The organism is Arthrobacter sp. ZGTC412 (assembly GCF_002929215.1).
In the GTDB taxonomy this organism is placed as follows: domain Bacteria; phylum Actinomycetota; class Actinomycetes; order Actinomycetales; family Micrococcaceae; genus Arthrobacter.
This window is the reverse complement of the sequence record NZ_PJII01000002.1, coordinates 364,522-378,918: the sequence shown is the minus strand read 5'-3', so window position 1 is coordinate 378,918 and position 14,397 is coordinate 364,522. Positions and strand designations below refer to the sequence as shown.

The 14,397-nt window shown below is 64.2% G+C and carries 15 protein-coding genes; 10 read left to right on the top strand and 5 right to left on the bottom strand.

What is annotated here, in order from left to right; translation table 11 throughout:
* Positions 1–6: 6 nt before the first annotated feature.
* From CXQ88_RS04855 to CXQ88_RS04840, 4 genes are read left to right on the top strand one after another with little or no spacing between them, the layout of a single operon-like run.
* Complete coding sequence (locus CXQ88_RS04855) at positions 7–840, top strand: exodeoxyribonuclease III (RefSeq protein WP_104043072.1); 834 nt, start codon at positions 7–9, stop codon at positions 838–840.
* 20 nt (positions 841–860) lie between these two features.
* The gene (gene trpS / locus CXQ88_RS04850; protein WP_104043025.1) at positions 861–1,904 is read left to right on the top strand and encodes a tryptophan--tRNA ligase; all 1,044 of its coding nucleotides are present in this window, start codon (positions 861–863) and stop codon (positions 1,902–1,904) included.
* 4 nt (positions 1,905–1,908) lie between these two features.
* Entirely contained in the window at positions 1,909–2,631 is a 723-nt protein-coding gene (locus CXQ88_RS04845) for a 2'-5' RNA ligase family protein (protein ID WP_373637692.1), read from the top strand.
* 37 nt (positions 2,632–2,668) lie between these two features.
* Positions 2,669–3,760 carry a YihY/virulence factor BrkB family protein gene (locus CXQ88_RS04840; RefSeq protein WP_104043024.1) on the top strand — a complete coding sequence of 364 codons (1,092 nt, stop codon included), beginning with the start codon at positions 2,669–2,671 and terminating at the stop codon, positions 3,758–3,760.
* On the opposite strand, the gene CXQ88_RS04835 is transcribed toward CXQ88_RS04840, so the two are convergent.
* The 5 genes from CXQ88_RS04835 to sdhC all read right to left on the bottom strand — a co-directional run bounded on the left by CXQ88_RS04835 (position 3,717) and on the right by sdhC (position 8,188).
* The gene (locus tag CXQ88_RS04835; RefSeq protein ID WP_104043023.1) at positions 3,717–4,487 is read right to left on the bottom strand and encodes an alpha/beta hydrolase family protein; all 771 of its coding nucleotides are present in this window, start codon (positions 4,485–4,487) and stop codon (positions 3,717–3,719) included. The genes CXQ88_RS04840 and CXQ88_RS04835 overlap by 44 nt on opposite strands.
* 163 nt (positions 4,488–4,650) lie before the next feature.
* Positions 4,651–5,433: a succinate dehydrogenase iron-sulfur subunit gene (locus tag CXQ88_RS04830; protein WP_104043022.1), complete on the bottom strand. Its 783-nt coding sequence runs from the start codon at positions 5,431–5,433 to the stop codon at positions 4,651–4,653.
* Between the two features lies 1 nt (position 5,434).
* Complete coding sequence (sdhA, locus tag CXQ88_RS04825) at positions 5,435–7,234, bottom strand: succinate dehydrogenase flavoprotein subunit (protein ID WP_104043021.1); 1,800 nt, start codon at positions 7,232–7,234, stop codon at positions 5,435–5,437.
* Positions 7,235–7,342: 108 nt separating this feature from the next.
* Positions 7,343–7,804, bottom strand: a complete 462-nt coding sequence (locus CXQ88_RS04820; RefSeq protein ID WP_104043020.1) for a succinate dehydrogenase hydrophobic membrane anchor subunit — start codon at positions 7,802–7,804, stop codon at positions 7,343–7,345.
* A 3-nt stretch (positions 7,805–7,807) separates the two neighbouring features.
* Positions 7,808–8,188, bottom strand: a complete 381-nt coding sequence (gene sdhC / locus CXQ88_RS04815; RefSeq protein ID WP_015936418.1) for a succinate dehydrogenase, cytochrome b556 subunit — start codon at positions 8,186–8,188, stop codon at positions 7,808–7,810.
* 266 nt (positions 8,189–8,454) lie between these two features.
* Between sdhC and CXQ88_RS04810 the strand changes: the two genes are divergently transcribed.
* The 6 genes from CXQ88_RS04810 (at position 8,455) to CXQ88_RS04785 (ending at position 14,260) form a co-directional block, all read left to right on the top strand.
* A complete protein-coding gene (locus tag CXQ88_RS04810) occupies positions 8,455–9,588 on the top strand; it encodes a mannose-1-phosphate guanylyltransferase (RefSeq protein WP_104043019.1) in 1,134 nt (377 codons plus the stop codon).
* Between the two features lie 74 nt (positions 9,589–9,662).
* On the top strand, positions 9,663–10,862 hold the full coding sequence (locus tag CXQ88_RS04805; RefSeq protein WP_104043018.1) for an amidohydrolase: 1,200 nt from the start codon (positions 9,663–9,665) through the stop codon (positions 10,860–10,862).
* Positions 10,863–10,966: 104 nt separating this feature from the next.
* Positions 10,967–11,401, top strand: a complete 435-nt coding sequence (locus CXQ88_RS04800; protein ID WP_104043017.1) for a MarR family winged helix-turn-helix transcriptional regulator — start codon at positions 10,967–10,969, stop codon at positions 11,399–11,401.
* Positions 11,402–11,448: 47 nt separating this feature from the next.
* A complete protein-coding gene (locus tag CXQ88_RS04795) occupies positions 11,449–11,877 on the top strand; it encodes an organic hydroperoxide resistance protein (protein WP_104043016.1) in 429 nt (142 codons plus the stop codon).
* Positions 11,874–12,905, top strand: a complete 1,032-nt coding sequence (locus CXQ88_RS04790) for an NADP-dependent oxidoreductase (protein ID WP_104043015.1) — start codon at positions 11,874–11,876, stop codon at positions 12,903–12,905. Before CXQ88_RS04795 ends, CXQ88_RS04790 begins: the two co-directional genes overlap by 4 nt.
* A gap of 245 nt (positions 12,906–13,150) precedes the next feature.
* The gene (locus tag CXQ88_RS04785; protein WP_441296476.1) at positions 13,151–14,260 is read left to right on the top strand and encodes a BMP family lipoprotein; all 1,110 of its coding nucleotides are present in this window, start codon (positions 13,151–13,153) and stop codon (positions 14,258–14,260) included.
* Positions 14,261–14,397: the final 137 nt, after the last annotated feature.

Genomic DNA, 14,397 nt, shown 5'->3' with positions numbered 1-14,397 from the left:
GAGCGGGTGATCTCGGCATTGAAGAAGGACCACCTTCGCATCGCATCCGTTAATGTCAACGGCCTTCGGGCCGCTTACAAAAACGGCATGGCGGCGTGGCTCGAGCCGCGCGAAGTGGACATCCTCTGCCTGCAGGAAGTCCGCGCCCCCGACGCCATCGTCCGGCAGCTGCTGGGCGACGGCTGGCACATCCTGCATGCCGAGGCTGAAGCCAAGGGCCGTGCCGGCGTCGCAATCGCTTCCCGGGAAGAACCCCTCGAAACGCGGAACGGCATCGGCGACGATTACTTCGCTACCGCCGGCCGCTGGGTGGAGGCCGACTTCCGGTTCGCCGACGCAGCCGGACACCCTGTCCAGCTCACTGTTGCAAGCGCCTACGTCCACTCCGGCGAGGTGGGCACACCCAAACAGGATGACAAATTCCGGTTCCTCGACGTCATGAGCACCCGCCTCCCGGAACTGACCAAGCACAGCGACCACGCCCTGGTGGTGGGGGACCTCAACGTGGCCCACACACCCCGTGACATCAGGAACTCAAAAGGCAACGTCAAGAAGGCGGGCCACCTGCCGGAAGAACGCGCCTACTTTGACAGGTTCTTCGGCGAGGAGATCGGCTGGCAGGACGTCCACCGCAACCTTGCCGGCGACGTGGACGGGCCCTACACGTGGTGGTCCCAGCGCGGGAAGGCGTTCGACAACGACACAGGCTGGCGCATTGACTACCACCTGGCCACCCCCGAACTGGCTTCCGCCGCCATCTCCGCGGTGGTGGACCGGGCGGCCTCGTGGGACACACGCTTCTCTGACCATGCCCCGCTGGTAGTGGATTACCAGCTCTGAGCCCCGAAGGTTTCCTCCCCATGACTAGCCAGACTTCCACGGCAACCAAGAAGCGCATCCTCTCAGGCGCCAAGCCCACAGCGGACTCGCTGCACCTGGGCAACTACATCGGCGCCGTCCGCAACTGGGTGGACATGCAGGCCGAATACGACGCCGTTTTCTTCATCCCGGACCTGCACGCCATCACCGTGGACTTCGACCCCTCCGAACTGGCCAGGCGCACCCGCATCGTGGCTGCCCAATACATTGCGGCAGGCATCGACCCGGACAAAAGCATCTTCTTCGTCCAGTCCCACGTGCCCGAGCACGCGCAGCTGGCCTGGGCCTTGAACTGCATCACCGGTTTCGGTGAAGCCTCCCGGATGACCCAGTTCAAGGACAAGACCCAGAAGTCCGGCGCCGACGCCGCCACCCTGGGGCTGTTCGCCTACCCCACCCTCATGGCCGCGGACATCCTGCTGTACCAGACGGACCTGGTACCGGTGGGAGAGGACCAGCGCCAGCACCTGGAGCTGACCCGGAACCTGGCCCAGCGCTTCAACACGAGGTTCGGCGCCACGTTCACCGTTCCGGAGGCCACCATCGTCAAGGAACGCGCCAAGATTTACGACCTTCAGAACCCCAGCGCCAAGATGTCCAAGACCGGGGAGTCGCCCAACGGTGCCATCCAGCTGCTGGAAGACCCCAAGATCGCGGCCAAGCGCATCAAGTCCGCAGTGACTGATGCCGGGACGGAAATCCGGTTCGACTCTGAAGAAAAGCCCGGCGTCTCGAACCTGCTGACCATTTATTCGTCCCTGACGGGTAAGTCGGTGGCGGAACTCGAAGCCGAGTATCAGGGGAAGATGTACGGCCACCTGAAGGTGGACCTCGCTGAGGTGGTGGTGGAGTTCGTCACGCCGCTCCGTGACCGCACGAACGAGCTGATGTCAGACCCGGCGGAACTGGACAGGCTGCTGGCGCACGGCGCCGAGCGTGCCCGTGAAATCGCTTCCGTAACTCTTGGCCAGGTTTACGAGCGCATGGGCTTCCTTCCGTCCTTCTCCCTTGCAGGAGTCCGCTAGCGCCATGCCATCCAGCAAAGTCACCGCGAGGGAAGGCTCCCGCTCCACAAAGGTGGCGGGAATGTCCAGTAACCCCCAAGGCGACCCAGCGGCGGCCACCGGCAGGAAGGTTGCCGGCGCGAACCGTGCGGAAGACGTCAGTGTGGGCGTCATCCTGGGCTTTCCACCGGATGTGGCTGAAGAGCTGCAGCGCTGGCGGGCTTCGTTCGGCGACCCTCTCGCGGACGTGGTTCCGGCCCACATCACACTGGTCACCACCACTCCAACCCAGGACTGGGAGGCCACCCAGGAGCATGTCCGGCAGGTGGCACGGAATCAAAGCCCGTTTATGGTCACCATCGCCGGGACCGGGACGTTCCGTCCGGTTTCGCCCGTGGTCTTCATCAACGTGGAGGACGGCTTCGCGGACTGTGTTGACCTGCACGAAAAGCTGCAGCAGGGCCCGCTCCAGCGCGAACTGCCCTTCGCCTACCACCCGCACGTCACCATCGCCCACGACGTCGCCCCGGAAAGCCTCGATGAAGCCGAAACGGTGCTGAAGAACTACAGGGCTACGTTCCCCGTGGTTAGCATGGGACTTTACGAGCACGATGCTGACGGCATCTGGCAGCTACGGGAAGAGCTGGACTTTGGGACCGAAACTGACAACGACGCCGGCACCAGATTCACGGACGCCGCCGCGGACACAGCCACCGAAGCAAGCGGAAGAACAGCCACTTCCCACTGAGCAGGCCCGGCTAAAGCTCGCCGTCATCCAAAAGCAGATGGAGCTGGGCAAGGCACGCAGGGCAGGGAGCGGTCTGTTCGCCACCCTGATGGCCACCTTCCAGTGGCTCGTTGCCCGCCTCAACGCACTTCGCCCCATGCGCGCGTTCCGGCATTACTCCCTTCAGCACGGCCCGCTGATGAGCGCCGGCATCGGCTTCAACATGTTCTTTTCCATCACCGGACTGCTCACCACCGGCTTCTCCATCGCCGGGCTGGTGCTGCGCGGACAGCCTGCGCTCCTGGACACCATCATCGGCAGCGTGGCCCAGAGTGCGCCCGGACTTCTGAAGCTGAACGGCGGTGAAGGGCTCGTCGATCCGCTGGACCTGCTTAACCCGGACGGGCTCGGCTGGACAGCAACCATCGCCGCAGCAGTAACCGTCTTTACGTCCCTGCGCTGGATTGCCGGGCTTCGCGACGGGCTGCGCGCCGTTATGGTCCTACCTCCGCTGCTGGTCAACCCCATCCTGCTGAAACTGCGCGACGCAGGCACCCTGCTTCTGCTCGGAGTAGCACTGGTCATCAGCGCCGGAGCGTCCCTGGTCTTCGGCACCGCGGCGGGGTGGATTTCGGACTTCCTGCAGCTCGACGACGCGCTGGCCGGTCCGCTGACTACCTCCATCAAGATTACGGTGCCGTTGGTGTTGAGCTGGGTTACGGCGCTGATCATGTTCCGGTTCGCGGGCAGCTTGAAGTTGTCCCGCCGGGCCCTGCTCGAAGGCACCGTCCTGGCGGCGCTGGGCACCACGGTACTTCAGGTGTTCAGCACAGAGCTGCTTGCCGGAGCAACCCGCAACCCCCTGCTGGCGCCGTTCGCCATCATCATCGGCCTGCTGATTTGGTTCAACCTGGTGAGCCAGGTCTACCTCATCTCGGCAGGATGGGCCGCCATCCGGGAGGCCGACCTCAAGAACCAGTCCTCGGGGCACGGGAAGGGCACGTGGGGAGCCCGCCAGGTCCAGCCGGGAAAGGTGCCTGTCCAGCCGGGAAAGGTGCCTGTCCAGCCGGGCAAGGCCTCGGTCCATCCGGACACCGCCGCCCCGGCTACGGGGCGGCGTCGAGGTATTGGTCGGCCCAGGCAGCGATAATCCGGGCGGCCCGTGCGGCCTGGCCCTTTCCGGTCAGGAGATGGTCACTGCCTTCGAGGGACACGAAGTTCCGCGGATGCCGTGCCGTCTGGAAGATGGTGCTGGCATTCTCGATGCCCACAGTGTTGTCCGTGGGGGAGTGCAGCACCATCAGCGGCTTGTGCAGCTGCTTGATGCAGTCAGTCAGGTCGGCGTTCTCCAGGTCCTCCACAAAGTGCTTGCGGATCTCCACCCGTTTCCCGCCGAGGTCCACCTCGGCGCTGCCTTCATTCAGGATCTTGTCCAGCGCAGCGTCGAAAACGTGCGCCACGTGCTTGGGTGAGAAAGGTGCCCCGACGGTAGCGACGGCGTCGAGCTCGGGAATCTCCCGGGCAGCAGCCAGCACTGCGGCGCCGCCGAAGGAATGGCCCACCAGCAGGGAAATTTGTTTTCCCTCGCTCCGCATAAACTCCGCGGCCTTTACCGTATCCGCCACCTTGTGGCTGAAGGAACCCGCAGACCACTCGCCGGCCGAACCGCCGAGGCCCAGGTTATCGAACCGCAGCATGCCCACGCCGCTGTCCGCCAGCGCCTTGCACATGCGCGAAGCAGACGGCGCGTCCTTGCCCAGCGTGAACCCGTGGGAGAAGACCCCCCAACCTTTCACCGGGCCCTCGGGAACGTCGATGATGCCGGAGAGCATCTCGCCGGTGGAACCTGCAAAGGAAACTTTTTCAGAGCGGGACACGGCGTCCCCTTTCTTTGATGCGGATGCCCCATCAGTTCTCGTTCCCAAACCGGTGTTTGGGGACCAAATCTGATAGCTCATCCGGAGGTGCTCAACTGCTGAAACGACGACGGCGCTGTCCCCCTCAGGTGGGGGACAGCGCCGTCGTCCGCTAAATCCTTTGTCAGATCTTACGGGAGAGAATGGCCTGCTTGACCTCTTGGATGGCCTGGGTTACCTGGATGCCGCGGGGGCATGCTTCCGAGCAGTTGAAGGTGGTGCGGCAGCGCCACACGCCTTCCTTGTCGTTGAGGATCTCCAGGCGCATGTCGCCGGCGTCATCGCGTGAATCGAAGATGAAGCGGTGCGCGTTGACGATTGCTGCCGGGCCGAAGTACTGGCCGTCGGTCCAGAATACCGGGCAGGAGGACGTGCACGCGGCGCAAAGGATGCACTTGGTGGTGTCATCAAAGCGCTCACGGTCTTCGGCGGACTGAAGGCGTTCCTTGGTGGGTTCGTGGCCCTTGTTGATGAGGAACGGCATAACCTCGCGGTAGGACTGGAAGAACGGCTCCATGTCCACGATGAGGTCCTTCTCCACCGGCAGGCCCTTGATGGGCTCCACGGTGATGGGCTTGGACGTGTCCAGGTCCTTCAGGAGTGTCTTGCAGGCGAGGCGGTTGCGTCCGTTGATGCGCATGGCGTCCGAACCGCAGACGCCGTGGGCGCAGGAGCGGCGGAACGAGAGGCTTCCGTCCGTCTCCCACTTCACCTTGTGCAAGGCATCCAGGACACGGTCCGTGCCGTACATGGTGAGGTGGAAGTCATCCCAGGTGGCTTCCTCGGAAACCTCGGGGTTGTACCGGCGAACACGCAGGTGCACATCAAACGTGGGGATTTCGCCGCCACCGCCGACGCCGGCAGGCAGTTCAATCTTTGAGGCTGGCTCAGCGGTTTCAGCGGTCATCTTAGTACTTCCTCACCATCGGCTCGTAGCGGGTAAAGACAACCGGCTTGGTAGCCAGGCGGATACCAGCAATAGCTTCTGCCGATCCGTCCGCAGGGGCGTGGTCATCCTTGTACGCCATGGAGTGCTTCATGAATTTCTCGTCGTTTCGTTCCGGGAAGTCCTCGCGGAAGTGTCCGCCCCGGGATTCCTCGCGGTGCAGGGCTGCCACGGTCATCACCTTCGCCAGTTCCAGCAGGAAGCCCAGCTCAACGGCCTCCAGCAGGTCAAGGTTGAAGCGCTTGCCCTTGTCCTGGACGTTGATGCGCTTGTACCGCTCCTCGAAGGAGGCGATGTCGCGCAGCACCTGGTTCAAAGTCTCGGCGGTACGGAACACCTGCATGTTGGCATCCATAGTGTCCTGCAGTTCCTTGCGGATCACAGCCACTTTTTCTTCGCCAATGCCGTTGCGGGCAATGTCCAGCAGTTCGGTGGTGTACGCCACCGGGTTCGCCGGCAACTCCACAAAATCAGCCGTCTTGGCGTATTCAGCCGCGGCGATGCCGGCCCGCTTGCCAAACACGTTGATGTCCAGCAGCGAGTTGGTGCCCAGGCGGTTGGAGCCGTGCACGGAGACGCACGCAACCTCGCCGGCTGCATAAAGGCCGGGGATCACGGTGTCGTTGTCCTGCAGGACTTCGGTGGTGATGTTGGTGGGGATGCCGCCCATGGCATAGTGCGCCGTCGGGAAAACGGGAACCGGCTCCGTGTAGGGCTCCACACCCAAGTATGTGCGGGCGAACTCGGTGATGTCCGGGAGCTTGGCATCGATGTGCGCAGGTTCCAGGTGCGTGAGGTCCAGGAGGACGTAGTCCTTGTTCGGGCCGCAGCCACGGCCTTCGCGGACCTCGTTGGCCATGGAGCGGGCCACGATGTCACGGGGCGCCAGGTCCTTGATGGTGGGGGCGTAGCGCTCCATGAAGCGCTCACCTTCCGAGTTGCGGAGGATGGCGCCTTCACCGCGGGCGGCTTCGGAAAGCAGGATGCCCAGGCCGGCGAGGCCGGTCGGGTGGAACTGGAAGAACTCCATGTCCTCCAGGGGGATGCCGCGGCGGAACGCGATACCCATGCCGTCACCGGTGAGGGTGTGGGCGTTGGAGGTGGTCTTGAAGACCTTGCCGGCGCCGCCTGAGGCGAACACCACGGACTTGGCCTGGAACACGTGCAGCTCACCGGATGCGAGGTCGTAGGAGACCACACCGGCAACGCGCTTCTGCTTGTACGGCGTGCCGTCCTCGCGGATGGCGTCCTCTTCGACCGTCAGCAGGTCCAGGACGTAGTACTCGTTGTAGAACTCGACGTTGTGCTTGACGCAGTTTTGGTACAGCGTCTGCAGGATCATGTGGCCGGTGCGGTCCGCGGCGTAGCATGCGCGGCGGACGGGAGCCTTGCCGTGGTCGCGGGTGTGACCGCCAAACCGGCGCTGGTCAATGCGTCCTTCGGGCGTACGGTTGAACGGCAGGCCCATCTTTTCCAGGTCCAGCACGGCGTCGATGGCCTCTTTGGCCATGACCTCTGCGGCGTCCTGGTCAACCAGGTAGTCGCCGCCCTTAACGGTGTCGAACGTGTGCCACTCCCAGTTGTCTTCCTCGACATTGGCAAGGGCTGCGCACATGCCACCCTGCGCCGCACCGGTGTGCGAGCGGGTGGGGTAGAGCTTGGTCAGTACTGCTGTGCGGGCGCGTTGACCGGACTCGATCGCGGCGCGCATGCCAGCGCCACCGGCACCGACGATGACGACGTCGTACTTATGGACCTGCATACCAGACGCTCTTTCTCTCAAAATTCGCTATAAAACAACGGTCGGGCGTTGCCCGCTCCGCAAAACAAGGCCCGCGGTTGTACCCGCGGGCCCGGGATGCTGCCGGTGCTAGGCAGGGCAGAATCCGCCAGGCAGGGGAACGCCGTCAACCACGGGGCACGGGTTGAAGGTGAAGATCACCAGGGTGCCCAGCACGATGATGACGACGGTGGCCGAGTAGAGGACCGTCTTCAGCCAGCGACGGGTGGAATCCTTTTCGGCGTAGTCGTTGATGATGGTGCGGACGCCGTTGGTGCCGTGCAGCATGGCGAGCCAGAGCATGGTGAGATCCCAGAACTGCCAGAACGGGTCGGCCCACTTGCCGGCAACAAAGCCGAAGTCGATGGCGTGGATGCCTTCACCCACCAAAAGGTTCACAAAGAGGTGGCCGAAGATGAGGACTACCAGCACCACGCCGGAGAGCCGCATGAACAGCCAGGCGATCATCTCGAAGTTGCCCCGGCTTCCGCCGGTGCGGCGGTACTGGGGGGCGATACGCCCGCTGCGCGGGCTCTCGATGGTTGCAGACATGGCTTAGTGACCTCCGAGCGCGAGGGACAGGTGGCGGATGGAGAAGGCGACCATGGTGACCACCCAGAGGCCCAGGACTGCCCAGAGCATCTGGCGCTGGTACTTGGCGCCCTTCTTCCAGAAGTCCACAGCGATAATGCGCAGGCCGTTGAAAGCATGGAAAACGATGGCGGCAACAAGGCCGGTCTCACCCAAGGCCATCAGGGGGTTCTTGTAGGCACCGATCACCGCGGTGTAGGCCTCCGGAGACACCCGTACCAAGGAGGTGTCCAGGACATGGACCAACAAGAAGAAAAAGATCACTACACCGGTAATCCGGTGTCCTACCCAGGACCACATGCCTTCACGGCCGCGGTACAAGGTGCCAGCTGGTTTTGTCGGCACTGATAAACCTCCCTGCAACACAGCGGCGCTGGCATGAGATCCACGCGGGGGGAACGCCTGCTGCGAGAGCACTCGTAGCTCGGAGCCTAAATCTAGGCTCCGCTAACAGCTTATTCAATTTAGGAACTCCTTGGTGCCCATCAAAGGCACGGAATCCGCCGATTAATGAGACAAACACCACAATGCCCTGCAGTCAGGGCGGTATATGTTGCGGCTGGGGGAGCCGGAAGGGGCCCTCTGTATCCGGTCGGCTAAAGTAGGCATTGATGAGTACAGACAAAGTGACAAGCCCGGTTTCACCCCTTGACCGCTTCATCGCGGTGATTCCGGCAGGCGGAGTGGGGACCCGCCTCTGGCCCCTGTCGCGAGCCGCAGCTCCCAAGTTCCTGCACGATCTCACCGGTTCGGGCAGCACGCTGCTCCGCGCCACCTATGACCGGCTGCACCCGCTCGCCGGGAGCAGGATGCTGGTGGTTACGGGGCAGGCCCACCGTGAAGCGGTCTGCCGGCAGCTTCCGGAGGTTCAGGATTCGGACCTGGTCCTGGAGTCCGAACCCAAGGATTCCGGCGCGGCGATCGGCCTTGCCGCCGCCATCCTCCACGAACGTGATCCGGACACCATCATGGGTTCCTTCGCCGCCGACCATGTGATCAGCCCGGACAGCCTTTTCCAGGAGGCCGTCCGTGAGGCGATCCACACCGCCGCCGCCGGCAAAATCGTCACCATCGGCATCAAGCCCACCCATCCGTCCACCGGCTTCGGCTACATCCGCTCCGGGCAGGACCTGCGCATCGAGGGCGCACCCCATGCGCTGGACGTGGTGGAGTTCGTCGAAAAGCCGAACGAGGAAGTGGCACAGCAGTACGTGGACAGCGGAAACTACGTGTGGAACGCGGGAATGTTCGTCGCCCCGGTTGCACTGCTGCTCAAACACCTGGAAGCCAACCAGCCCGAGCTGTTCCAGGGCCTGCAGGAAATCGCGCGCGCCTGGGACACCCCCGCCCGCGATGAGGTCACGGCCCGCGTCTGGCCCACGCTGCCCAAGATAGCCATTGATTATGCGGTTGCCGAACCTGCCGCCGAAGCCGGGGACGTCGCCGTCGTGCCCGGTTCCTTCCGCTGGGACGACGTCGGCGACTTTGCTTCCGTGGGCAGGCTCAACAGTGCCAAGGAAGTGGACGACGTCACGGTGCTGGGGGAAGGCGCGCGCGTCTTCACGGAAAACTCCAGCGGCGTGGTGGTCAGCGACACCAAGCGCGTGATCGCCCTCATCGGTATCGAGGACGTTGTCATTGTGGACACCCCGGATGCGCTGCTGGTAACCACCATGGCGAACTCGCAGCGGGTCAAGGCAGCGGTGGATGCCCTCAAGGCCAGCGGGGATACCGACGTTCTCTGAGGCAGGGCGGTTTGCGGATGTAACGCGGGGACCGCGATGGCCCGTATTCCAGCGACCCTCGCTAGAGTGAACCAGTGCGCAATTACACTACGGAAGCCGAGCCCACCGCACTGGTGGCTCCCTGGCTTGAGCCGCTCCTGCCGGAACTGATCGATTTCCGCCGGGACCTGCATGCGCACCCGGAACTGTCCTTTAAGGAATTCCGCACTACGGACAAGCTGGCTGACAGGCTCGAAGCCGCGGGCCTCAACCCGCGCCGGCTGGACGGCACAGGTCTCACCGTGGATGTGGGTGAAGGCCCCATCGCCACGGCGCTTCGCGGTGATATTGATGCCCTGCCCATCATCGAGGAAACGGGCCTGCCCTTTGCCTCGAAGAATCATGGCGTCACCCATGCGTGCGGCCACGACGTCCATACCACCACCATGCTGGGTATTGCCCTTGTGCTGCACCGGATGCACCTGGAGGAGCCGCTCGGCGCCACCGTCCGCATCATCTTCCAGCCCGCAGAGGAAACCATGCCGGGCGGTGCCCACTCGTGTATTGAGCAGGGCGTCCTGGACGGCGTTCCCCGGATCCTGGCCCTGCACTGCGATCCGCGCATTGAAGTGGGCAAGATCGGTACCCGCATCGGTGCCATCACCTCGGCCTCGGACACCATCCGGATCGAACTTTCCGGCCGCGGCGGCCACACGTCCCGCCCGCACCTGACCGAGGACCTCGTCTTCGCCTTGGCGCAGATCGCCGTCAACGTTCCCGCCGTCCTGTCCCGCCGGGTGGATGTCCGAAGCGGAGTTTCAGTGGTGTGGGGCCAGATTTCCGCCGGCTCGGCCCCGAACGCCATTCCGGGAACCGGCTACATGGCCGGGACCATGCGCTGCCTGGACCGCGAGGCATGGCATGCCGCCGGGGAGCTCCTGGATGAGGTGGTCCACCAGGTGGCTGCCCCGTACTGCGTTGACGTGCGCCTCGAGCACACCAGGGGAGTGCCCCCGGTAGTGAACTCCGAGCACGAGACGGCCATCATCGAAGCGTCCGCCCGCGCTGAAATCGGCGAAAGCGCCGTGGTGCTTACCCCGCAGTCCATGGGCGGGGAGGACTTCGCCTGGTTCCTCGCCGAGCTCCCGGGCGCCATGATGCGGCTTGGCACCAAGACCCCCGGCGGCGAGGAATACGACCTCCACCGCGGCGACTACATCCTGGACGAACGCGCCCTGGGCCTCGGCATCCGGGTCCTCACAGCGGCTGCGCTGCGCACCATCCGCGACCTTTAGGGCAAAGGGCGCGGGAGGCCGTCGTAATCCACCAAGCTGACCGGGACGCGGTTTCCTGCCGCGGATAAGTTGTGGGCAATTGAATTGTGCCCTAGAGTGATCACATGACAGATGCTCCACGGCTGAACCGCCAGGTGTGCTTTGCGCTTTACTCAGCCTCCCGCGCCGCGACCGCGGTCTACCGGCCCGTCCTGGACGAGCTCGGGCTGACCTATCCCCAGTACCTGGTGATGCTGGTGCTCTGGGAGAACGAGCCGCGCGGCGTGAAGGAACTGGGCGAGGAGCTCGGCCTCGACTCCGGCACGCTGTCGCCCCTGCTGAAGCGCCTGGAATCACTGGGCCTGGTGGAGCGCCGCAGGTCCGGCGAGGACGAGCGCCGCGTGGCCATCCACCTGACGGCCGCCGGACGGGAACTCAGCGGAAAAGCAGGCGCCATCCCCAAACGGCTGGCCGAGGCTGCAGGGCTGACGCCCGAGGAGCTCGACCAGCTCCACAACACCCTGGGCAGGCTGACTGCCGCCCTGCACAACAGCCACTGACAGCATCAGCCCCAAAGTCTTCAACCGCAGAACAGGACGGATATAGCGTGAAACCCCTTTACACTGCCGAGGCACTTGCCTCGGGCGAAGGACGCGACGGCAACGCCCGCACCAACGACGGCAAGCTGGACGTCACCCTGTCCAGCCCCGTGGAGCTGGGCGGCAACGGCCAGGGAACCAACCCCGAGCAGCTGTTCGCCGCCGGCTATGCAGCCTGCTTCCACTCCGCGCTCCGCCTGGTGGGCCGCAAGGAAAGGGCCGACCTGACGGACTCGGCGGTGGCTGCCAAAGTCCACCTCGGCCAGCTGGACGACGCCGGATTCGGTCTTGCCGCGGAACTGGAAATCGCGCTGCCCGCACTGGATCTGGCCACCGCAGAGGCGCTGGTAGCCAAGGCCCACCAGATCTGCCCGTACTCCAACGCCACTCGGGGAAACATCTCCGTGGACATCAGGATCATGGAGTTCGCCGCATGAGCCTCGGAACCCTTCCCGCCACCACCCGCGAAATCCAGCTGGCCTCCCGTCCGGTGGGCCGCCCCGTGGCGGACAACTTCCGGCTTGCCAAGTCGCCGCTGCCCGAGCTGCGGGACGGCCAGATCCTGGTACGGAACCTCTACATGTCCGTTGACCCCTACATGCGCGGACGCATGAACGACGTCAAGTCATACTCAGCACCGTTCGCCCTGGACAGAGCGCTCGACGGCGGCGCCGTGGGTGAGGTGATCGCGTCCCGTTCCCCGGAACACCAAGAAGGGGACGTTGTGGTGCACAGCCTCGGCTGGCGCGAGTACGCAGTGGTGGACGGCGACGCTGCCCAGCCTGCCCGCACCGATCTTGCTCCCGCGTCGGCGTTCCTCGGCGCCCTGGGCATGACGGGGCTGACCGCATACGCCGGACTGCTGAAGGTGGCAGAGTTCAAAGCCGGCGACGCCGTGTTTGTCTCCGGAGCCGCAGGAGCCGTGGGTTCGCTGGTGGGCCAGATCGCCAAGGTGATGGGCGCCTCCCGCGTGATCGGCTCGGCAGGCTCACCCGCCAAGGTTGCCCGGCTTCTTGAGCTCGGCTTTGACGCCGCATTCGACTACCACGACGGTCCCGTGCGCGGGCAGCTGGCGGAGGCAGCCGGCCCCGGCGGCATCGACGTCTACTTCGACAACGTAGGTGGCGAGCACCTCGAGGCAGCCCTGGCCACCCTCAACGTGGGGGGCCGGGTGGCAATGTGCGGAGCCATCGCGCAGTACAACTCGACGAAGCCGACGCCTGCACCGCACAACCTGATGCTGGCCATCGGAAAGCAACTCACCCTCAAGGGTTTCCTGGTGGGCGGCCAGCGGCAGCACGCCGCCGAGTTTGCCGCGAAGATGGCGGGCTGGCTGGCTGATGGCACCGTGCAGTACGACGAAACCATCGTTGACGGGCTCGAGAACGCCCCGCAGGCCTTTATGGACCTGCTTGCCGGAGCCAACACCGGCAAGATGCTGGTCCGCCTCCAGCCTGAGCTGTAACCAGCCGGACCGGGAAGGGTGCCGCGCCGGGACGCGGCACCCTTACTGGTTGGTAACAACTTGTAAACAATCTCCGGGAACAAGTCCCGCTGTGCTATTGGGACGTGGTGCAGGCCACTAAAGTAGGTGGCATCAGTGCGCTCCGGCGCAGTGCTGCGGACCTCAGTGAAAACAGAATTTCAGTGCAGAAACGGACACTCATTGAATTCCAGCCGTGGCGCCACTCTCTTCATCCTGGAGGAAAATTGAAGACATCACTGCGTGCACAATTCAAGCGCGGTTCAATGGCCGGCCTGGCTACCGTCAGCGCCTCGGCCCTTCTGTTGACCGCCTGCGGCGCAGCGCCCGAAGCCGGAAGCACTTCGTCCGCCGGGGCCACCGACTACACCGGCTGCATCGTTTCCGACTCCGGCGGATTCGACGACCAGTCGTTCAACCAGTCCTCCTATGAGGGCCTAAAAAAGGCTGAAGCCGACCTCGGCATCAAGGTCAACCAAGTGGAGTCCAAGACCAACAACGACTTTGAGCCCAACCTGCGCGCCATGGTCACCGCAGGCTGCAACCTGACCGTCACCGTTGGCTTCCTCCTGGGCGACGCCACCAAGGCACAGGCAACGGCCAACCCGGACAGCCACTTCGCCATCATCGACTTCGGCTACGAAACGCCCATCAGCAACGTCAAGCCGATCATCTACGACACCGCCCAGGCGGCCTTCCTCGCCGGCTACCTCGCCGCAGGAACCACCAAGACCGGAACTGTAGCCACGTTCGGCGGCATCAAGATCCCCACCGTAACCATCTTTATGGACGGCTACGCGGACGGCGTGAAGTACTACAACGAGCAAAAGGGCAAGAACGTCAAGCTTCTTGGCTGGAACAAGGACGCCCAGGACGGCAGCTTCACGGGCGACTTCGAAAAGCAGGACGTGGGGAAGCAGCTGACCCAGAACTTCCTGGACCAGGGCGCCGACATCGTGATGCCCGTGGCCGGCCCGGTGGGCAAGGGCGCCGGTGCAGCGCTGAGCGAAGCCAAGGACGCCGGCAAGGACGTCAAGCTGATCTGGGTGGACTCCGACGGCTACCTCACCGCCCCTGACTACAAGGACATCATGTTGTCTTCGGTCATGAAGCAGATGGGCGACGCCGTGGAAACCGTGGTCAAGGAGGACAAGGAAGGCAAGTTCAGCAACACCCCGTACGTCGGCACCCTGGCCAACGAGGGCGTGCAGCTGGCCCCGTTCCACGATCTCGAGTCCCAGGTCCCCGCGGAGCTGAAGACCGAACTTGAGCAGATCAAGAAGGACATCGTTGACGGCAAGCTGAAGGTGGAGTCCGCCGCCAGCCCCAAGGCCTGACCCGCATCTGAAGCGCCACCCCCGGTTGGTCAATGACTGGCCGGGCGGTGGCGCTTTTTGCTGTGGACTTCCACTTACGGGCCACCGCCCGCTCATCCCAGGACTGCACCCACTAGGCTGGTGCTGCAGCCACATAT